This window comes from Thioalkalivibrio sp. AKL7, assembly GCF_000381705.1.
GTDB classification, from domain to species: Bacteria; Pseudomonadota; Gammaproteobacteria; order Ectothiorhodospirales; family Ectothiorhodospiraceae; genus Thioalkalivibrio; species Thioalkalivibrio versutus.
In genome coordinates, this window is the sequence record NZ_KB906947.1 from 1 (window position 1) to 19431 (window position 19431).

Sequence of the window (19431 nt, forward strand, 5' to 3'; positions counted from 1 at the left end):
GGACATCGCCCATCACCTCGGGCAGGAAACCTGCCGCCATTATCCCAAACCCGCTCGCCAGACGGGAGCGGCCGCGGATTAAATCAGCGTCTCCTTAAAAATTCCAGCGAAGCTTCTCGAGTGTTTTCGTAGGCCGCCCCGTGGTTTCGACTAAAAAGGTTCATGTTTTGAGCCGGAAGAAAATGTTTGTAACTGGTTCGAACGGGTTCGTCGGGAGGCGATTTTGTGCGGAAGCATCCTGTAGAGGGTGGGATGTTCGGAAGGGGCTCCGGCGCGTGTCGGGCTGCGATGGTGTGGTGATTGGGAGTATTGGACCTGATACGCAGTGGGCGGATGCCGTGTCCGGGGTGGATGCGGTGGTGCATCTGGCGGCGCGGGTGCATGTGATGGATGAGCCGGAGGCGGATCCGCTTGAGGCGTTCCGGCGGGTGAATGTGGAAGGCACGCTGCGGCTAGCGCGCCAGGCAGCGGAGGCCGGGGTGCGCCGGTTCGTGTTTGTCAGCTCGGTGAAGGTGAACGGGGAGGAGACGCCGACGGCGCAGCCGTTCCGCGAGGCGGATTCGCCGGCGCCGGAGGACCCGTACGGCGTGTCCAAGCGCGAGGCGGAGGATGGGCTGCGGGCGCTGAGTGCGGAGACGGGGCTGGAGGTGGTGATCATCCGGCCGCCGCTGGTGTACGGGCCGGGTGTGGGCGCGAATTTCGGCAGCCTGCTGCGCTGGGTGCGCAAGGGGGTGCCGTTGCCGCTGGGTGCGGTGACGCAGAATCGGCGCAGTCTGGTGGCGCTGGATAATCTGGTGGATTTGATTGTGACGTGTCTGGACCATCCGGCTGCGGCGGGGGAGACCTTCCTGGTGGCGGATGGGGAGGATGTGTCCACGGCCGGGTTGTTGCGCAAGGTGGGGGATGCGCTGGAGCGGCCGGCGCGGTTGGTGCCGGTACCGGTGTGGATGTTGCGGGCCGGGGCGACGGCGCTGGGCAAGCGGGAGATGGCGCGGCGGTTGTTGGGATCGTTGCAGGTGGATGTTTCGAAGGCGCGGGAGGTGTTGGGGTGGGTGCCGCCGGTTTCGCTGGATGAGGGGTTGCGGCGGGCGGTGGCGCCGTTGCGGCGGTAGCGTTGGTGGTTTTCTGGCTTTGGCGGGGGCTTCGCGGCCAAGGCCGCTCCTACGGGGGGTGCTCGTGCGAATCGATGGTTGCACCTGGTTGAAGGGTGACGCGTTAGAGGCGTTCGTTGACTGTGCGTGCAAAAGTCCGGAAGTCGTCGAGGTGGCGTGAGCACACGGCGTGGACGATCTCCCAGTTGATGCGCTCGTAGTTATGGACTGCGATGTTGCGAAAGCCGACGGCCTTCTTGAGCCGGTCGGCCAGGCTCGCTTCAATGATGCCGCCTTCAGCGAGACGGTCGAACGTCTCGCCCATGGTGTCCGGAGGGGGTAGTTCGAGGGAGGTCACGAGATGGGCTCCAATGTCGACACATTGTTGCACCGCACGGGACAGGTTCAGGGCGATGATGTCCTGTGTGTCCGGATCTTGCTGGAGTTGGTTGGGGTCCTCCGGGCAACGTTGCGCGACCCGCTGGACGCAATAGCGCAGCGTTTCGAGCTTTTGTTCGATTACCCGGCGATCCACGCTTGTCTCCGTTCGGCCAGAATGCGGTCGCGGTAGGGGGAGAAATCGGCCTGGTCGAGCAAGTGGCGCGTGAGGAAGCGGGCGTGGGCCTCGTCCTGTCCGGTCAGGCGGATGCCGCGTGTGACGATCTCGCCCAGTAAGGGTTCGCCGGCCTGGGTGAGGTCCACAAGGTCCACGGGACGCCCGGTGGTGGAGGCAATTTCTTCGATGAGCGCGATGCGCGTGGTGGCTGGAAGCGGCGCTCCTGCGCTGACGGCCAGGTCGACATCGCTATGTGGGTGCATTTTTCCGCTCGCCAGGGATCCGAACAGAATGGCTAGCTCCAGCTCGTGATGGTTTCGCAACACGGCACGAATGCGATCGATTTCGGTGCGATGGCTCATGCATCCCAGTGTAGGGAGATGTCTTTGAATGTGCACGTTCGCATTCATGGGTGATTGGCGTCTCCTTAGTAGAGGCAACGCTGGGGCGGAGAGGATTTTGTTGTTGGCCGTTATCCCGGAAATTTTGGAGCGGTTATCCGGGATCTCTGGCGTGGGTGGCCGCACCGGCGTTTGGTGTTTGTCTGACGTGGGAGATCCCGGCTCTTCGCTTCGCTACGGCCGGGATGACGGGGTGGGGTGGTGCTACGGCTAGGATGACGGTGTGGGGTGGTGCTGCGGCCGGGATGACGGCAAGGGGTTACCACGGAGACTGCCTGCTCCGTCGCCTCGCAGGATTAACCCCCCGGGTCATCCCGGAAACGGCGAAGCCGTTATCCGGGATCTCCACCGTCCAGTGATAGCACAGTGGCTGTGGAATCCCATCCGTGCGCGATGCCGGCTCTTCGCTGCGCTGCGGCCGGGGTGACGTTGTAGTGGTGGCGTTGCGGCCGCCGATGATGGATCGGCTGCGGGGGTTGGCTTTGGAGATCGCTTCGTCGCTTTGCTCCTCGCGATGACGGGTTGTAGTGGGGTGTGGTCGGGATGGCCGGAGGGGCTTGCGGGTCAGGTGAACCAGTCGGTGAGTGGGAGACTGGGGACCCGTTGGAACTCGGCTACGTTGTGGGTGACGAGGGTCGCGTTGTGGGCCAGGGCAGTGGCGGCGATCAGTGTGTCCATGGGGCTGATGGGCGTGCCCTGTTGCTCGAGGTGGGCGCGTATGCGGGCGGCATGGCTGGCGGTGGGTCGGTCAAACGGGAGGACGGTGACGACATCGAGTAGCTCGGCCAGCTGCTTTTGGCGTTTTTCGGGCTCGCTGGACTTGGCGATGCCGGTTTCGAGCTCGTACACCACAATGGCGGGAACGAGGACGTCGGAGGGTGCTGTGGCCAGCAGGTTTTCGGCGACCTTGCCGTGACCCTTGAAGAAATAGATCAGGGTGTTGGCGTCCAGGGCGTATTTCACAGCGCTTCGCGGGGGCTGTCCGGGGGCGTGTCGCGCAGTTCCTCGGCCGTGGGGAAGTCATTCCATTGACCGGCCAGGGTGCGGACGGAGTCGGGCCACTCGGTTCGGGTGTTTTCTTCTACCAGCCGTGCGACGTAGCGGCTGACGGGGATGCCGGCCGATTGAGCTGCGCGCTTGAGACGCTGTTCGTGGTCATTGTCGAGGTAGATGGTGACTTGGCCCATACGTTCCTCCTGCTAGGCATATAAGTGGGATTATATGTTCGAAGGTGTCGCCTAGCCAACGTTCCGTGAATACGGGGTGTACCGGGAATACCCTTGCTGGGACTTCGAGCGCCCTATGCCGCTGGCTTACGGTCTTGCTGTCATCCCGGCCGCAGCGCAGCGGAGAGCCGGGATCTCGTACGTAAGTGGTGGTACTGGCGTTGGTGTTTTCCTGACGTGGGAGATCCCGGCTCTTCGCTGCGCTGCGGCCGGGATGACGGGGTGGTGCTGCGGCCGCCGATGATGGATCGGCTGCGTGGGTTGGCTTTGGAGATCGCTCCGTCGCTTGGCTCCTCGCGATGACGGGGTGGTTGGGGTGTCGCCTGGTGATGAGGGTGTGATTGGTGGCTTTCGGACTTTGGCGGGGCTTCGCGGGCAGGCCCGCTCCCACAATGTAGGGGGCACGCCGGGTGCGAGGGCGGGTTGTGGATGGTGGGGCGGGTGCATTTGTACGTGGCGGCGGGCTGGGCCAAGATGGGCTTGTGGCAGGTATCGAAGCAATGGTGGTGAAAAGGTGAAGACGAGACAGCGAAGTACTGGAAGGATGTGGCTGGCCGCCGGGTCGGTGATGGACTTTTGGCCTTCGCATGATTACTCGGCATTTATGCCCGCTGGTTCCCTACAGCAGCGTATGGCGTTGCATTGGGCCTATGCGGGCGATCGGTTGCGCGCAGGGATGGAGCGCGTGGAATCCAGCCAGGGAAGGGAGATGACGGATGAGCGATCGGCCGACGGAGGGCCTACCTGAGGACCCGCCAGATGCCGCCAGCGAAAATGGCGGTACGTTTGTGGCATTGGTGGACAGGCTGGAGGCCGGTTCCCTGTCGGCGGAGGAGCAACGGCGGCTCGCCGATCTTTTGGTTGCCGGGCCACCGGAGCTGGTGATGGCGGCAACGCGGCATGAATCATATAGCGGACCCTTGCCGCACCCTGATCTCTTGAATCGTTTTGACGAGCCGACTCGCCGCGCCATCGTGCAGATGGCGGTGGATGAGCAGATGCACGCGCACCGAGTGCGGGAGCGCGGCCTGGAAGGCGCTATCGAAAAAGACCGCCGAGGCCAACGCTATGGAGTGATCATTGCGGTTGCGGGCTTGGGTGCGGCGGTTGCGATTGCGCCCTTCAGTGCGGTTGCGGCTGGCATTATTGGGACACTCGACCTGTTCGGTATGGTGGCGCTGTTCGTTGCGCCGCGGATTCTGGAGCGAGCCCGGCGTTCGGCCGAAACCGGTCCGCCTGCCTAACCAGGGATTGATCCATCGACGCGCTGGCTGCGCCTGACTGGCGTGCAAGTTTTGCCCGGGGCGGCTGTGTGCGCGGAGCACTGTTTCCCCGGGGTTGGTGGTTTTCTGGCTTTGGCGGGGGCTTCGCGGGCGAGCCCGTTCCCACAATAGGCCCAGAACAGGGTTGGAGTTCGGTGCGGAGGCTGCTGTGAGTCGGTGTAGTGGTATGAGTGATGAGCATCCCGGGAGCCGTGTCGCGGTTGCTCGGGATTTTTCGTTTTGGGGGTGATGTGGGCGTGGGAGATCCCGGCTCTCCACTGCGCTGCGGCCGGGATGACCAGGTGGTGGTAGCGCGGTGGGTGGTGGGAACGTTGCGGCGTTGAGGGTTGGTGGTTTTCGGGCTTTGGCGGGGGCTTCGCGGCCAGGGTCGCCCCCACGATTGAGGTAAGGCCGGCTTTGGGGTTTGAACTTGGAGATCGCCGCTTCGCTTTCCTCGTCGTGATGACGGTGAGGGTGCTGTGGTCGAGATGACGGGGGCTTTTTCGGGTGTTCGCCGAGAGGGCCCGGCTCCACATTTGGCGATAAGGATGAGGGTGTTTTGATACGGGTTCTGGATGTGGTGTTGTCGGTGTTGGGGCTGGTGGTGGCGGCGCCGGTGTTGCTGGTGTTGTGGGTGCTGGGCTGGATGGAGTCGCGGTCGCCGCTGTTTCGGCAGGAGCGGGTGGGGCGCTATCAGCGACCTTTTGTGCTGGTGAAGTTCCGCACGATGCGGCCGGATACGGCGTCGGTGGCGACGCATCTGGCCGAGGCCTCGGCGGTGACGCCCCTGGGGCGCTTTCTGCGGAAGACAAAGCTGGATGAGCTGCCGCAGCTGTGGAATGTGTTGAAGGGCGAGATGAGCCTGGTGGGCCCGCGGCCGGGGTTGTTCAACCAGGAAGAGCTGCTGCAGGAGCGGGCGGTGCGCGGAGTGCTCGATGCGCGACCGGGGATTACTGGCCTGGCACAGATCCGCGGGATCGATATGTCCACGCCGCGCGAACTGGCCGAGGTGGACCGGCAGATGCTGGATGCCCTGACGGTCCGGGCATATTTCCGGTATCTGGTGCTGACGGTGCTGGGGCGGGGATCGGGGGACCGGGTTCGGCCGTAGTTCGGTTTGCGGGTTTCCGCACTACCTCACAGCCAGGTCCCATGCGTCGTCATCCCGGAAACCGCGTCGCGGTTATCCGGGATCTCTGGCGTGGGTGGTGGTACTGGCGTTTGGCGTTGGTCCGACGTGGGAGATCCCGGCTCTTCGCTTCGCTACGGCCGGGATGACAGAGTGTGGGGCCTACTTTCGGGATGATTGAGAGGGGGGCTGCGGCTGGGACGACGAGCTGGTGGTGGGGCTTCGGCTAGGTTAACAGGGACGTGGCGAGCAACGGTTGTCAATTGACAACTGTTGCTCCTGGGGCTAGCTTCACAGGGAGGGAGATGGGCAGGCGACGACATCCCAACAAGGACGTTGAAGCGGCTGTGGCCCATGCCGAGGCCAATGGTTGGCGGGTCGAAATGGCTGGTGGTCATGCCTGGGCGCGGTTGTATTGCCCCTGGAATGAACGGGAATGCCGTTGTGGAGAATTCTGCATCGTGAGCGTCTGGAGTACACCGAGGAACTCGTCCTCCCACGCACGGCAGATTCGCCGCGTGGTGGAGGGGTGTACCGGAGGCCGTGTCGGTGAAGAGGAGCGATCATGAGCGCATACGAGTTCACGCTGAAATTCGCGATCCCGGAGGGATTGGATCGGCAGACGCTAGAGGGCCGGTTGTTTGAGGGTGGCTGCGATGATGCCCTGATCGGTACGGGCCAGAAAGGTCGGCTCGCGCTGTCTTTTGTCCGCGAGGCAGGCGCGGCACGCGAGGCGGTGGGCAGTGCGATTCGTGATGTACGCAATGCGATACCAGAGGCCCGTCTGGTGGAGGCGGCGCCGGATCTCGTGGGCGTGACCGATATGGCCGATCTGTTCGAGTTTTCCCGGCAGAATATGCGCAAGCTGGTGCAAACTCACCGGGACAGCTTCCCGTTGCCGCTGCACGAGGGGCATTCGTCGCTGTGGCACTTGGCCGATGTGCTGGAGTGGTTTGATCGCCAGGGGCGCACCGTTGATCCAACTTTGCACGAAGTGGCGCGGGAGAGCATGCAGGTGAATGTGGCCCGCGAGGCCGCGCGGCTGCGACGTCCTGACGATGCGGTGGCCGGGTAGCGGTAGCGCGCGCCACGTTCGCTGACTGGGCGCGATACAGGCTCTTCGCTCCAGCATGGCTGGTGTGACGGGGTAGGGCGCTACGGTGGGGTAATGGGATGGCTTGTGCGGTCGCCCTTGGAGATCGCGGCGTTGCTTTGCTCCTCGCGATGACCGGAGGGGGGCGGAGCGGCCCGTCAGGGTGGAGAGAGTTGCTGGTTTTCGGGCTTTGGCGGGGGCTTCGCGGGCGAGCCCGCTCCTACAGGGGGCATGTGGCTGCAGTGGCTCTGGGCCGTGTCGGAGACGGGCCTCTCGGCGATGGGGGTGTTGGTTGGGGCCCGTCGCCCAGTGGGCTGGGCTCCTACGGGGGATGCGGAGGTTCCTGGCGTCGCTCGGGTCAGTGCGCGGCGATTTCGTTGAAGAAGCTCGGGTTGTCCTGGATGGTAGCGAGGACCTTGGCAGCCAGTCCGGTGGGGTTGCGGCGTTTGGCTTCCCAGCTCTTGATGGTGTCGAGGCTCGTTCCCATGGCTTTGGCAAATTCTGCCTGGGAAACGCGCAATTGGGCGCGAATGGTCTTCACGTCCGCCACTTCGTGGCGGGTGACGCGGCTGGCCGCTTTCTTGCCCTGCTTGATGTCGACCGCTTCCTGTAGTGATGTCTGGAGTTCGTCGTAGATGTTCATCAGGGAGCTCCCTCTGTTAGCCGTGAGGTCAGTGCTTTCAGGGCCGCCTTTTCGGTGGCGGTGAGGTTGTCTTTCGCATTCTTCGGGTAGGCTAGGATCAGGTAGATGATCTCCTTGCTCGCCAGAAAGTACATGACGCGCCCGCCGCCCCGCTTGCCTCGTTGAGCCAACCCGATGCGGATCTTGCGCAATCCTCCCGTTCCCTGGATCAGGTCGCCTTTGTAGGGTTGGGCGATCAGCGTGCACTGGAGTTCTTTCAGTTCATCATCCGTGGCGATCGCCTGGAATTGTCGGGTGAAGGTTGGGGTCTCAATGAATTCAATGGCATGGCTCACTTGAGGCATATCCTTATGCCGGTTCTCGCTAGTGTACAGGGTACGCGTTGGGGCGCTTTCTGCGCAAGACGAAGTTGGATCCGCATCTGTGGAATGTGTTGAAGGGCGAGATGAGCCTGGTGGGGCCGCGGCCGGGGTTGTTCAATCAGGAAGAGCTGCTGCAGGAGCGGCCATCGCGTGGGGTGCTGGATGTGCGACCGGGGATTACCGGGCTGGCACAGATTCGCGGGATCGATATGTCCACGCCGCGCGAGCTGGCCGAGGTGGACCGGCAGATGCTGGATGCGCTGACGATCCGGGCGTATTTCCGGTATCTGGTGCTGACGGTGCTGGGGCGGGGATCGGGGGATCGGGTTGGGCCAAAGTTCGGTTTGCGGGTTTCCGGACTACCTCACAGCCAGGTCCTATGCGTCGTCATCCCGGAAACCGCGTCGCGGTTATCCGGGATCTCTGGCGTAGGTGGTGGCACTGGCGTTTGGTGTGCCTTCGACGTGGGAGATCCCGGCTCTTCGCTGCGCTACGGCCGGGATGACGAGGTGGGGTGGTGCTGCGGCCGGGATGACGTTGTAGTGGTGGCGCTGCGGCCGGGATGGCGGGGTCGGTGGCGCTGCGGCTTGAGTGGCTTCGGGGACGGTATTACGCCATGGATGGCGAAGGAAGATAGCAAAAATGCGATATACTCCATGGAAGGTGCGTGTCGTACCACTCGCCTAGGGAGACGCTGATTGAATCGCACGTCCGCGTTGGTGCCCCCTGTTTTCCGAGACAAGGCGCGGCGTGCAGCGGGTAGTGGTTCTACCCGCAAGCGGCGCAACGCAGGATCGGGGAACAGGGGGCACCAACCCCACAAGCCATTGAAAGCAGGGGCTCGGCCGCTTTTGTGCGCGAACAGCGTTGCGGTTCCCTTGTGCAGAGTGACTGCACGGCAGTCACCGCGCCTTGTTCGCACGCAAAAGCGACTCGAGCGCGGACGCGCGATTCAATCAGCGTCTCCCTAGAAGGAGATCAGGGCGCTGCCGCCGGATCTTCAGGCTCGTTATCTGCGGCTGGTGGATGTGATTCAGGACCACGGCCCGGGGGTGTTAGGTATGCCCCATGCGCGGCAGGTGGAGGGCAAGATCTGGGAGTTGCGGCTGAAGGGGCGTGACGGGATTGCTCGGGCCCTTTATGTCTGCGCAGCTTCACGCGAGGTGGTTGTTCTGCATGCCTTCGTGAAGAAAAGCCAGAAGACCCCGCGTCGGGCGATTGATACGGCCAGGAAGCGGTGGGAGGAGTATCTGTGATGAAGACCCATGAGGAACTGAAAGCCGAGCTGCTGGAAGACTCGGAGGTACGCCGCGAGTATGAGCAGCTGGGGCCGGAGTTCGAGTTCATCGAGGCTCTGCTCGACGCGCGCGCCAGGGCGGGCCTCAGCCAGGCAGAAGTCGCCCGACGAATGGGGACCACGCAGTCGGTGGTGGCGCGGCTGGAGGGTGGCCGGTCGGCCCCTACCTGGAAGACCCTTTGCCGGTATGCAGAGGCCACGGGGCGTCGGCTCCGACTGCATCTGGAGGATCGGGCCTGACCTCCTGAAGGTTCGGGCCACCGGTATTGTGGGAGGCCAGCCCTCTGGCCGATCCGGCGTTGGCCCGACCCCTCAAACCGGGCGCGGCGTCCTTTGCTGTCTAGCAGCCGCATCACGTCCCTCTCTTCGGCTTCCGGCACCGTCGAAAAGCCATATCTCCATCCTTCGTCATCCTGGAAAACGCGTTGCGGTTATCCGGGGTCTCTGGCGTGGGTGGTGGTACTGGCGTTTGGCGTTGGTCCGACGTGGGAGATCCCGGCTCTTCGCTTCGCTACGGCCGGGATGACGGTGTGGGGTGGTGCTGCGGCCGGGATGACGGTGTGGTGTGGTGCTGTGGCCGGGATGACGGGGTGGTGGTGCGGCCGGGGTGACGGGATGGGGGCGCTGCGGTCGGGATGACGGAGGGTTTGGTCAATATCGAGACCATGAGGTTCTGGTTCCGGCTGCTTTTGCAGGATCGGCTCTGAGCGAATACAGGGATGCGGAGACGTGCGGGCCTCTCGTGGGAAGGAAACGGACACAGGTGGATTGTCACCTTGAAGAGGCGGGCACAGAACGCGATGGGCGGCGCGTGGGCCTCGATCAGATGCCCGTAAACAGGAAGTCGCAGGCGGCCATGATGGTGTCTCGTTCGCCGCCGAGGGAGAGGACTTCTTCGCCTAACGTGGTCCGGGAGACCCCGGCAAGCTCGGCGGTGGACAATACCACCCGGTGACCTTCGATAGTGAAGGCGGGGTTGAGGATGTGGGCGGGGGGGCCAAATGACTCCGCGTGTATCAGCGGGGCCACGACCACGGTGCTGATCTCCGCGAGCAGGTCGTTCTGGAGTACCAGCAGGTACGGTACCCAGGATGCGGTATCGGCGGATGGGTTGCGGTGGACCGAGAACTGGGCCATCAGAACCGGCGAGCGCGGTCACCGAAGCTGCCACGCTCGGCAACACGCTGGTTGTATCCGGCCAGGGCCTGGCGGTTCTCGGCGATCCAGGCATCGCGGCGTGCTTCTCGCACGGCCTGGACTAACTGCTGCTCGAAAAGGGCCGAGAGGTTGATGCCCAGTTCACGCGCCTGAGCCAGAAGGTCGGAATTGACGGTGAGGTTGGTGGCCTTGCGCGGGGCGTCGGTGTTGTAGGGCATGAGGTTCATGGTGGCTCCCGGTCTGTTCATATGCGGTGCGCATAGAATGTGCGCATTCATCATGTGGGTCAATTACGGTCATTTGAGAGATGGTGATGCGTTCGGGGTTTCGGTTGTAGCGGTTGTCCTGGGTCTCAGGTGTAGATGGTGGCACCGGCGTTTGGTGTTGGTCCGGCGTGGGAGATCCCGGCTCTTCGCTGCGCTACGGCCGGGATGACGTTGTAGTGGTGGCGCTGCGGTCGGGGTAATGGGCAGGCCTTTGGGGTAGTCCGTGGAGATCGCCGCGTCGCTTTGCTCCTCGCGATGACGGGGTGGGCTGGTCCTGCGGTCGGGATGATGGGAGCGGGCCAGGATTTCGCTGCGTGACGCAGGATGCGTTGTCACGTAGCGTTGAAGCTGGGTTTCGATGGAGTTTCTGATGGCGGACGTGGATGTACGCTGGAAACAGCGATTGGCGAATTTTCGGCGGGCACTGGAGCAGCTGGAGGGAGCGGTCGAACTGGCTGGCCAGCGCGAGCTTTCGGACCTGGAGCGTCAAGGGCTGATTCAGGCGTTCGAGTTCAACCACGAGTTGGCCTGGAACGTGATGAAGGACTATTTCGCCTGGCAGGGAAATACGGCGATTACCGGCTCGCGCGATGCGGTCCGGGAAGCCTTTGGCAAGGGGTTGATCGAGGATGGTGAAGGCTGGATGGAGATGATCCGCAGTCGGAATCTGACGGCTCATGCCTACAACGAGAAGGTCGCGCGGGAGATCTCGGATCAGGTGATCGAGCGCTATTGCGGGCTTTTTCGTGCATTTGCGACGCGCATGGGCGAACTGGAGGCGCGTGCGTGACGGCCGTGGCGACGGATTCCCAGTTCGGGCTCCCGGATTATGTGGTAACGCGGTTGTGCCAGGTGTTTGATCGTTGGCCGGAGGTTTCCGCGGTCTGGTTGTACGGTTCCCGTGCGATGGGCACGTTTCGAAAGGCGTCCGATATTGATCTGTGCGTGGAAGCAGATGCTCTGGCGGTGACGGATCTGTTGAAGATCGAGGGCGAGATTGACGACTTGTTGTTGCCCTGGAAAGTGGACCTTTCGTTGTGGCACCAGATCGATGCCCCCGACCTGCGCGATCACATTCGCCGGGTCGGGGTGGAGTTCTGCCGCGCGGGTGCGGTTGGCGGTTGAGCGGGTTCTGCGCGGTCCGGGAGTCTGCGTATGGGCGGCGCCAATGTCCCTGTGTGATCCAGCCCGTGTTTCCCCTTTCTTGTCATCCCGGAAACCGCGTCGCGGTTATCCGGGATCTCTGGCGTGGGTGGTGGTACTGGCGTTTGGCGTCATTCCGACGTGGGAGATCCCGGCTCTTCGCTTCGCTTCGGCCGGGATGAAGGGGTAGGGTCGTTGCGGCCGGGATGGCATTTGCGTCGCCCGTGGAGATCGCCGCGTCGCTGCGCGCCTCGGGATGACAGAGTGGGGTGGGCGGTCGTGCCGTTTCGTTGAAAGGGTTCGTGGTTTTCGGGCATTGGCGGGGGCTTCGCGGGCGAGCCCGCTCCCACGGGGTTAGGCCGGTGGTGGAGGGGGGGCTTGTACAGCGCGTCGTTGCCTTGCGCCTCGCGATGACGGGGTGGTGCTGCGCCGGGCATGACCGGGTGGGGATGAGATCCTGTGGCCTGGACGGGGGAATGGGTGAGCGTTTCCGTGAGTGTGCAGCGCGCCTGCATGGGCGTCAGCGCGCGTTGGCTGCGTGGGAACTCGATTCGGGCGTGTACATTCGGCAAGGTTCCGGTAGCGTTTGGGGTGTGGGTGCTCCGGGAGGGCGATCAAGATGGACGATTGGACTGAGCGATTGGAACAACTGGGGACTGCGGACCGCGTTCGGCTGGTGCAAGGGTTGCTGCGCGCTATGGGGTATGTCGAGGTCGTGGAGCCGGAGGAGGGTGCCCGCCCGTGGCTGGAGCGGGTAATGGTGCCTGCGGCGGGTGGCGAAGACCTGCCGCGGCTGGTGGTGGCTGTGGCGCGTGATCCGTCGGTGGAAACGGATTTGGACGAGCTGGAGGCCTTTGCCAGCGGTCGGCGTGCCGGGGACCGAGGGATGTACGTGAGCCCGGGTGGGTTTTCGGCCGAGGCGCGGGAGCGTGCGGCGGACTTGTCCATTCCGGTCATGCTGCTGGAGCCGGCGGACCTGGCCGAGCGGTTGCGCCAGCACTGGGGGGCCCTGGACCCGGATACGCAGGCGCTGTTGCAGGGCTGAGGGCCGCCCGGACCGAGGCGATCCATCGAATGCTTCGCAGAGGTGGGCTTGCACCCTGGCTGCTGGGGCTGCGACGCGCGGGGGATTGCGCCGAGCGCTGAGCGCCTATTGGGGGTCGGGCCTTGTGCCGCAGGATTCAGTGTTGTTGGGCGCTCGCCGGTGGTTGTCTTGCCCCGGTGGCGGTTCAGGCCCTGGACAACTAGAGGGTGCCCTGGCTCCGGGATTTCGGGGGAGCTTCACCCCCCGCCGGAAAGCCACATTCCCATCCTTCGCGATCCCGGAAACCGCGGCGCAGGTAGCCGGTTGCCGGGATCTCGTGCGTTGGGGGTGGCTCACGCGGTGGAGATCCCGGCTCTTCGCTGCGCTACGGCCGGGATGACGGGGTCGCGCTGCGGCTGGAGTGGAGGTAGCCGCTTGAGTATGTTGCGGGGGTTCGTCCCCGGCCTGGGTCGCATGTGCTCCTGGGCCGGTGTTCGGCGCCCGTAATTCCGGGATGCGGGATCGGAGAAACGGGTAGGGGCAGCCGTGTGTGGCACTCATGAGGCCATGAGAATCGACCGTTGACAGGCGGACATGGACCGTTGGCGGGTTTTTCTGCTGCGGGGCTGGGATCCTCTACTTTATGTGCTAGTTTCTGTCGCGGGGACACGGACGTTCCCGAAAGAGCCGCCCGGGCAAGGATGCTGGGGTGGCTCTTTCTCTTTCTGGGTATGGTGAAGGTAGATCGGTTTTCGGGCAGGTTGCCCCGCGACTGCTGGCCCTTCGGCGGCGATTCAAGATCTTCGACATTGGGGTTGATCCAGCGCTGGAGATCCCGGCTCTTCGCTGCGCTGCGGCCGGGATGACGGGGTAAGGGTGGCGCGGTGGCCGGGATGACGGGGTGGGGGCTGCGGCCGGGGTGACATTGTAGTGGTGGGGTTGCAGCCGGCATGTCGGGTGGGGCGCTACGGTCGCAGGTAATGGGCGGGCGTTTGGGTGGCTCGAGGCGATCGCCACGTCGCTTTGCGCCTCGCGATGACGGGGGAGGGCCCGCCCCGGATTGACGAGGTGGGGAAGCGGCTTCGGGATGCCGGGTTCAGGCCTGGCGCCCTGGTGGGATGGCCTCGGTGGTTCGGGTGCCGCGGTGGGGCAGTACGGGCGGAAGAAGTGCGTTGGGTCGCGAATCACGGGCTGCGACGGGAGGCGAAACGACCGCTCAGGGGCGGAAATCGACCGCTGACGTATTTTCCTGGTGTGTGGATGGAATAATTTTGTCGCTGTGTTAATTTTTGCCGCGGGGACAAGGATGCCCCCGAAAGAGCCGCCTGGGCATGGACGCCGAGGTGGCTCTTTCTCTTTCTGGAGCTGGTGAAGAGCGAGGCTCTCTAACTGGTGATCGGAGGGTGTGGTTCGGCGGCCCGTTCTTCTGTTTCCTCGCCGGGCACGCAGGCTCCGCGCGCGCACTTTGAGGCGGGCGGACGGGCACCAAGTGGAGGGTGCGCGCGATACCTGCGGTGATGCCCGGAATGCGGACCGCGGGCGGGTCCTCAGTGCGAAGCCGGCCGTCTTTGGGTGGCCGGTGTGGATGGCTGGGGCCTTGGCGGGCGAGCATGTCTGCGCGTATCGGCAATGCGCGGGCTCGTGACGCTTGCCGGGGTGATTGTTTGCTGTCGGGCCCCATAGGAGGGAACCCCATGTATGGGGGTGTTGTCTGGCGCGGGCGGGGGCTTCGCGGCCAGGGCCGCTCCCACAGGGTCTGATCCCACAAGGGCCGTATCCGTTGGGGCGATGCAACTATGCGGTTGCCAGACGGGAGGTGGTTCTCCGGCGAAAGGCCGCCCCACGGGGTTGTGGGGCGGCGCTTGGTTTAGTGGTCGGCGGGGGGCATGTATTCGTGGCGGATGTGGTCCGGTTGCTCGGGCAGCTGGATGCCGGCGTTTTCCAGGGCTTCGGTTAGTTCCTCGCATTCGTCGAGTTCGTCGGCGCGCTTCTTGAGCGTGGCCAGGGCGTCGGCGGCTTCCGCCTGGGGCATGGTGATGACGAGTTCCCCGTTTTCCGCTTTTTCCAGGTGCATGTGCTGCTCCTTAGTGTCTTGTGGTGAGTCGATGATGCCTTTGCGGCGGCGGGCTCAGTCCTCGATGGAGGGCTGCTTGGGGGCCTGCTCGTCGAAGGCATGCGGCGGCTGGCGGAATTCGTTTTCCAGCTCGTAGATGCCGTCTTGCAGCACGGAGCCCAGTGCCCGCGCGCCGTTGCTGATCTCGCCTTCGAGCTCGGTGATATTTTCGGCGATGTCCTTCGCGGTCTTCTTGTCGATCTTCAGGGTGACCGTTCCGTCCTTCAGTGTGGCTTCCATGTCGATCTCCTGGTTGCGATGTTGGTGACGTCGGTTGTGCCCGTGTAGAACGGGTCTGATTCGTGTTCGGTTGACCTGCATCAAGATAGCCGGGCTCGTTGGGCGCTATCCTGTATAACTGTTGCTGCCTCCAACGTACCGAAGAGGCAGCCGACCACGAGCATTCCCGCTTCCCGGGAAAGGAGAAACCATGATGCATTCTAAAGTGATGACCATGCGCCACGGCCCGCGGTTCCTCGCACTGGTGGCGATGCTGCTGGCGCTGGCGTTCGTCGGTGCGGCGCAGGCCGATAACCATGGCGACCAGCAGCCGGAGATGGTCAAGGTGACGCAGAGCCCGCATTCGTTCCCGGAGACCCTGGCCGCGTTCGAGCGCGAGGCGTCCGAGGCCGGCTGGAGCATCCTGAACCGCAACAACATGGCCGGGACGCTGTCCGAGCGCGGTTTCACCATTGATCCGGTGGTGATCCTGGACGTGTGCAGCGGGCGCTACAGCGCGCAGATCCTGGAAGAGGATGCGTATCGCCCGGTTTCCGCCTTCATGCCCTGCCGGGTGAGCATCTATCAGGACAGCCAGGGGGATGTGTTCATCTCGCGGATGAATGTCCCGGACTTCCTGCCGATGATGCCGGAAGGCGTGGCCGAGGTGATGGAGAAGTCTTCCGAGGAGATCGAGGCGATTATCGAGCGGGCCATCGCCGAGTAACGCAATCCGGTACAGTCCGGTACCGCAGGCCGGGCGTCAGGCTGGATTGGATCTGACGTGCCCGGTGCAATGGGGCCCGCTTCGGCGGGTCCCTTGTTGTTGGGGTCGAGGGATGACGGCCCGCCGGTTCCCCTGAAATGTGCAATGAACGCTTGAATGGAGACGGGGTGCCCCCCGATGCAGATGCCGTTGGCATTGACGAGAAGCGACGCGATTAGCAGGGATTCGGCCCGATGGGGCGCCGCGCCAGCCGGAAACGGGGCGCGGCGCTTTTTTGCGTCCGCGTCGAGCGCGTGCGGGCACCGCCGATGACGACCCGGCGTCAGGTGTCGCGGCGCTTTGCGGCCGGGTGGATCGCGGGTGCCTATGTCGTGCTGGGGCTGTTGTGGATTGCCCTGTCCGATGTGGCGCTGGCCTGGTGGGCGGGGGCGGACATCACGACTGCCCTGACACGGGTGAACCTGGGCAAGGGCTTTGGGTTCGTGCTGGTTTCCGGGGCGCTGCTTTATCTGGCGATGCGCTGGTTGCCGGCCTGGCGCGACGAGGCGCCGGGTACGGGTGCGCGCGAGGAGCTGGCGCGTTTCGGCTCCTGGCCCTGGCTGGTGCTGGCCGTGGCGGTGATCGCCTCCACCGCAGGGGTAGGGCTGGGCGCGTGGCATTTGCAGGGGGCTGCCGCCGAATCGCAGGCGCATGAGGATCTGCAACGCGCGGCTTTTTTGAAGGGCGGCGTGATCGACCAATGGCTGGCGGAGCGCACCGGCGACGCGATGGTTCTGGGCGAGGCGCGGGGCTTCAACCTGTTCGCGGTCACGGCCCTGGAGCGGCGTTCGACGCTGGCGCTGGAGCAGGTGCTCGATCGCCTGGAGCTGATGCGCACGGCTTATGATTACGACAGCGTGGCCCTGCTGGATGCGGATCGTCAGCCGGTGATCGAACTGGGCCGCAGTGCCCTCGACGAGGCCGCGATGGACGCGGTGCTGCGCGAGGTGCGTCGCAGTGGCGAGACCAGTGAGCCGATCCTGCACGCGGACCCGGACCGGCGCCCGCGGATCAGCTGGGCGGTGCCGGTGCGCGACCGGGCGGCGCCGCAGGATCCGGTGGTGGGACTGGTGCTGCTGTCATCGACGCTCGAGAACCTGCATCCGTTGCTGACCCTGACCGCGAACCGTAACGGCATGGATGCCCAGGCGCATATCGTGGTGCGCGAGGGTGACCAACGCGCCATGATTGCCCGGATCACCGAGTCCGGGGGCCTGATTATCCCGGCGCCTGCGGCCTTCCCCCGGCTGCGCGAACGGGTCCTGGATCATCCCCGTGCCGAGGTTGTGATCGAGCGCTTTGAGGATGCGGACAGTCCGTTCCTTGCCGGTATACAGGGGCTGGAACCCGCGGGCTGGGACCTGGTGCTGAAGCGCGATCTCGACGCGCTTCAGGCGCTGCCACGGCAGCAGGCGGCGTGGGCGGCCGGGGCCACGCTGTTCGTCTGGCTGGTCGTGCTCGGGGCGGGGGCGTTGCTGTGGCGTCAGCAGTGGTTGCGGCGCAACCTGGTCCTGGTGCGGGCTCACGCCGATCAAGATCGGCTGCTCGGGATCTTTTTCGATATGCCGTTTGTCGGCATGGCGATTTCCGGGCCGCGGGGTCAGGGCTGGGAGCGCGTGAATGCGTGCCTGGCCGACATGCTGGGTTATGCGCCGGACGAGCTGGCGGCGATGGACTGGGACCGCCTGGCCATACCCGAGGATCGTGGCTGCGAGGCGGTGCTGGACGCCGAGATGCGCCGCGGCGACCGTCCGGGCTATAGCGTGGTGAAGCGCCTGCTGCGCCGTGACGGGCGGGTGATGGTCGCGGATATCGACGTGAAGTGCAGCCGCACGCCGCAGGGCGAGCTGGACCGGGTGGTGGCGACGGTCGGGGACATCACCGAACAGCGCGAACAGGAAGAGCGGCAGCGCCTGGCCTCGGTGGTGTTCGAGAACACCCGAGAAGGGGTGGTGATTACGGATGCCAGCGCCCATATCCTGTCGGTGAACCGGGCCTTTACCCAGCTGATGGGATACACCCAGGACGAGGTGGTGGGGCACACGCCGAAGATGTTCCAGTCCGGGCGCCACGATCAGGCGTTCTACACCAACATGTATCACGAGCTGCAGGTGAACGGTCACTGGCAGGGCGAGATCTGGAACCGGCGCAAGAACGGCGAGATCTTCCCGGAGTTGCAGAGCATTACCGCGGTGCGCAACGAGCAGGGCCACCTTACACATTACGTGTCGGTGTTCGCGGATATCTCGCGGATCAAGGCGTCGGAGGCGGAGCTCGACTTCCTCGCGCATCACGATCCGCTGACCGAGCTGCCGAATCGCCGCTTGCTGCGCGCACGCCTGACGCACGGCATCTCGTTGATGCGTCGCCGCCAGGGGCATCTGGCGCTACTGTTCGTGGATATCGACCGCTTCAAGGACATCAACGACAGCCAGGGCCACGCCGCGGGCGACCGCTTGCTGAAGATCGTCGGTGAGCGCCTGCAGGTGGGGCGGCGCGGGACCGATACCGTTGCCCGCCTGGCGAGCGACGAGTTCGCGGTGCTGGTGGAGAACCTGGGGCATGTGGACGATGCCGCGCTGGTGGCGGAGAACATCATCCGCGAGGTGGGCTACCCCTGTGATCTCGGCAACGGCGTGGAGATGGAGATTGCCGCGACGGTTGGCATCGCGGTCTTCCCCGACCATGGGGTGGATGCCGACACCCTGCTGCAGCAGGCGAGTACCGCGCTGTCACAGGCCAAGATGGACGGGCGCGGCAGCTATCGGTATTACTCCGACGAGTTCACCCGTGCGGCACGCGAGCGCATTGACCTGTCGGCGCGCCTGCGCCGCGCCATCGAGGCGGATGCGCTGGAGGTCCACTACCAGCCGCAGTACAACGTCGAGGACGGGCGTCTGCTGGGGGCGGAGGCGCTGTTGCGCTGGACCGATCCCGAGCTGGGTCCGATCTCGCCGGGGCGCTTTATCCCGCTGGCCGAGCAGACGGGCCTGATCGTGGAGCTGGGGGGCTGGGTGCTGCGCCGGGTGATCGAACAGGGCCATCGCTGGCGCGCGGCGGGCTATCCGCCGATCCGCCTGGCGGTGAATGTCTCGGCGCTGCAGTTCCAGCGGGTGCCGATCGACCAGCAGGTGGGCCAGTTGCTGGAGGACTTCGAGTTCCCGGCGGATCAACTGGAACTGGAGATCACCGAGTCCGCGCTGATGGCGGACCCGAGCCGGGCCCGGCGCATCCTGCAGCGCCTGCGCGAGCGCGGGGTGCACTTTGCGATCGACGACTTCGGCACCGGGTACTCCTCCATGGCGCAGCTCAAGCGTTTCCCGGTGGATACGCTCAAGATCGACAAGAGCTTCGTCGACGGCCTGGCCGAGGACGATGCGGCCGGCAGCGCGGACGATCGCTCCATTGCCCGCTCCATCGTTGGCCTGGGCCATGGCCTTGGGCTGACCGTGCTGGCGGAAGGCGTGGAGACCGCAGCCCAGCTCGCGGTTCTGCGCGAGCTGGGCTGTGACCACTATCAGGGGTTCTACGCCAGCCGCCCGGTGCCGGCGCTCGAGTTCGAGGCCTTGCTGGCTGCGCCTCGGGCCTGAAGCCTGTTGCCTTGAGGATAGCCCGGATTTCACGCCGTAACGGTGAATACCGCGACGGGGATCGTCGCCTGGGGATGGTAGGGTAGGCGCAT

General features: G+C 64.7%; 21 protein-coding genes and 1 pseudogene. 12 read left to right on the forward strand and 10 right to left on the reverse strand.

Annotated features, from left to right (window positions below; translation table 11 throughout):
- Nucleotides 1-182 precede the first annotated feature (182 nt).
- Nucleotides 183-1112 carry an SDR family oxidoreductase gene (locus tag G315_RS0100005; protein WP_081624430.1) on the forward strand — a complete coding sequence of 310 codons (930 nt, stop codon included), beginning with the start codon at nucleotides 183-185 and terminating at the stop codon, nucleotides 1110-1112.
- A 103-nt stretch (nucleotides 1113-1215) separates the two neighbouring features.
- Here the strand turns inward: G315_RS0100005 and G315_RS0100010 are convergent, their stop codons facing one another.
- The 4 genes from G315_RS0100010 to G315_RS0100025 form a co-directional block, all read right to left on the reverse strand.
- The gene (locus tag G315_RS0100010; RefSeq protein ID WP_019611615.1) at nucleotides 1216-1626 is read right to left on the reverse strand and encodes a DUF86 domain-containing protein; all 411 of its coding nucleotides are present in this window, start codon (nucleotides 1624-1626) and stop codon (nucleotides 1216-1218) included.
- Nucleotides 1611-2009: a nucleotidyltransferase domain-containing protein gene (locus G315_RS0100015; RefSeq protein ID WP_019611616.1), complete on the reverse strand. Its 399-nt coding sequence runs from the start codon at nucleotides 2007-2009 to the stop codon at nucleotides 1611-1613. Before G315_RS0100015 ends, G315_RS0100010 begins: the two co-directional genes overlap by 16 nt.
- 603 nt (nucleotides 2010-2612) lie before the next feature.
- Complete coding sequence (locus tag G315_RS0100020) at nucleotides 2613-3011, reverse strand: type II toxin-antitoxin system VapC family toxin (protein WP_019611617.1); 399 nt, start codon at nucleotides 3009-3011, stop codon at nucleotides 2613-2615.
- On the reverse strand, nucleotides 3008-3235 hold the full coding sequence (locus tag G315_RS0100025; RefSeq protein ID WP_019611618.1) for a hypothetical protein: 228 nt from the start codon (nucleotides 3233-3235) through the stop codon (nucleotides 3008-3010). Before G315_RS0100025 ends, G315_RS0100020 begins: the two co-directional genes overlap by 4 nt.
- Nucleotides 3236-3990: 755 nt before the next feature.
- Between G315_RS0100025 and G315_RS0100030 the strand changes: the two genes are divergently transcribed.
- The 3 genes from G315_RS0100030 (at nucleotide 3991) to G315_RS0100040 (ending at nucleotide 6740) form a co-directional block, all read left to right on the forward strand.
- The gene (locus tag G315_RS0100030; RefSeq protein WP_019611619.1) at nucleotides 3991-4518 is read left to right on the forward strand and encodes a hypothetical protein; all 528 of its coding nucleotides are present in this window, start codon (nucleotides 3991-3993) and stop codon (nucleotides 4516-4518) included.
- A 577-nt stretch (nucleotides 4519-5095) separates the two neighbouring features.
- Nucleotides 5096-5647 (forward strand): sugar transferase, encoded by a 552-nt coding sequence (locus G315_RS0100035; RefSeq protein ID WP_019611620.1) that lies wholly within the window; start codon nucleotides 5096-5098, stop codon nucleotides 5645-5647.
- Nucleotides 5648-6230: 583 nt separating this feature from the next.
- Nucleotides 6231-6740, forward strand: coding sequence for an AlpA family transcriptional regulator (locus tag G315_RS0100040; RefSeq protein WP_018939111.1), 510 nt, complete (start codon nucleotides 6231-6233; stop codon nucleotides 6738-6740).
- A 376-nt stretch (nucleotides 6741-7116) separates the two neighbouring features.
- Here G315_RS0100040 and nadS read toward each other — a convergent pair whose 3' ends face one another.
- Together nadS and G315_RS0100050 are read right to left on the reverse strand one after the other, a co-directional pair.
- Nucleotides 7117-7401, reverse strand: coding sequence for a NadS family protein (gene nadS / locus G315_RS0100045; protein ID WP_019611621.1), 285 nt, complete (start codon nucleotides 7399-7401; stop codon nucleotides 7117-7119).
- Nucleotides 7401-7736, reverse strand: a complete 336-nt coding sequence (locus G315_RS0100050) for a type II toxin-antitoxin system RelE/ParE family toxin (protein WP_019611622.1) — start codon at nucleotides 7734-7736, stop codon at nucleotides 7401-7403. The genes nadS and G315_RS0100050 overlap by 1 nt, the downstream gene beginning before the upstream one ends.
- A gap of 47 nt (nucleotides 7737-7783) precedes the next feature.
- Between G315_RS0100050 and G315_RS13650 the strand changes: the two are divergent.
- The 3 genes and pseudogenes from G315_RS13650 to G315_RS0100065 form a co-directional block, all read left to right on the forward strand.
- Nucleotides 7784-8098: pseudogene (locus tag G315_RS13650) on the forward strand (lipid carrier--UDP-N-acetylgalactosaminyltransferase); the annotation flags it as partial.
- A gap of 693 nt (nucleotides 8099-8791) precedes the next feature.
- Nucleotides 8792-9019, forward strand: coding sequence for a type II toxin-antitoxin system RelE/ParE family toxin (locus G315_RS0100060; RefSeq protein WP_231370693.1), 228 nt, complete (start codon nucleotides 8792-8794; stop codon nucleotides 9017-9019).
- The gene (locus G315_RS0100065; protein WP_017926249.1) at nucleotides 9019-9300 is read left to right on the forward strand and encodes a helix-turn-helix domain-containing protein; all 282 of its coding nucleotides are present in this window, start codon (nucleotides 9019-9021) and stop codon (nucleotides 9298-9300) included. Before G315_RS0100060 ends, G315_RS0100065 begins: the two co-directional genes overlap by 1 nt.
- A gap of 582 nt (nucleotides 9301-9882) precedes the next feature.
- Here G315_RS0100065 and G315_RS0100070 read toward each other — a convergent pair.
- Both G315_RS0100070 and G315_RS0100075 read right to left on the reverse strand, forming a co-directional pair.
- Nucleotides 9883-10197 carry a CcdB family protein gene (locus G315_RS0100070; RefSeq protein WP_019611625.1) on the reverse strand — a complete coding sequence of 105 codons (315 nt, stop codon included), beginning with the start codon at nucleotides 10195-10197 and terminating at the stop codon, nucleotides 9883-9885.
- Nucleotides 10197-10445 (reverse strand): type II toxin-antitoxin system CcdA family antitoxin, encoded by a 249-nt coding sequence (locus tag G315_RS0100075; RefSeq protein ID WP_018145904.1) that lies wholly within the window; start codon nucleotides 10443-10445, stop codon nucleotides 10197-10199. The genes G315_RS0100070 and G315_RS0100075 overlap by 1 nt, the downstream gene beginning before the upstream one ends.
- A 409-nt stretch (nucleotides 10446-10854) precedes the next feature.
- On the opposite strand from G315_RS0100075, the gene G315_RS0100080 reads away from it, so the two are divergent.
- The 3 genes from G315_RS0100080 (at nucleotide 10855) to G315_RS0100090 (ending at nucleotide 12672) form a co-directional block, all read left to right on the forward strand.
- Complete coding sequence (locus G315_RS0100080; RefSeq protein WP_026338785.1) at nucleotides 10855-11274, forward strand: nucleotidyltransferase substrate binding protein; 420 nt, start codon at nucleotides 10855-10857, stop codon at nucleotides 11272-11274.
- Entirely contained in the window at nucleotides 11271-11609 is a 339-nt protein-coding gene (locus G315_RS0100085; RefSeq protein ID WP_019571823.1) for a nucleotidyltransferase domain-containing protein, read from the forward strand. The genes G315_RS0100080 and G315_RS0100085 overlap by 4 nt, the downstream gene beginning before the upstream one ends.
- Nucleotides 11610-12246: 637 nt before the next feature.
- Complete coding sequence (locus G315_RS0100090) at nucleotides 12247-12672, forward strand: restriction endonuclease (RefSeq protein ID WP_026338786.1); 426 nt, start codon at nucleotides 12247-12249, stop codon at nucleotides 12670-12672.
- Between the two features lie 1846 nt (nucleotides 12673-14518).
- Here G315_RS0100090 and G315_RS0100095 read toward each other — a convergent pair.
- Nucleotides 14519-14725, reverse strand: coding sequence for a hypothetical protein (locus G315_RS0100095; protein ID WP_018145901.1), 207 nt, complete (start codon nucleotides 14723-14725; stop codon nucleotides 14519-14521).
- Nucleotides 14726-14779: 54 nt separating this feature from the next.
- Nucleotides 14780-15004: a hypothetical protein gene (locus G315_RS0100100; RefSeq protein ID WP_018145900.1), complete on the reverse strand. Its 225-nt coding sequence runs from the start codon at nucleotides 15002-15004 to the stop codon at nucleotides 14780-14782.
- 208 nt (nucleotides 15005-15212) lie between these two features.
- Between G315_RS0100100 and G315_RS0100105 the strand changes: the two genes are divergently transcribed.
- Together G315_RS0100105 and G315_RS0100110 are read left to right on the forward strand one after the other, a co-directional pair.
- On the forward strand, nucleotides 15213-15710 hold the full coding sequence (locus tag G315_RS0100105; protein ID WP_018176934.1) for a DUF302 domain-containing protein: 498 nt from the start codon (nucleotides 15213-15215) through the stop codon (nucleotides 15708-15710).
- Nucleotides 15711-16018: 308 nt separating this feature from the next.
- On the forward strand, nucleotides 16019-19339 hold the full coding sequence (locus G315_RS0100110; RefSeq protein ID WP_026313064.1) for a bifunctional diguanylate cyclase/phosphodiesterase: 3321 nt from the start codon (nucleotides 16019-16021) through the stop codon (nucleotides 19337-19339).
- The last annotated feature ends 92 nt before the right edge of the window (nucleotides 19340-19431 follow it).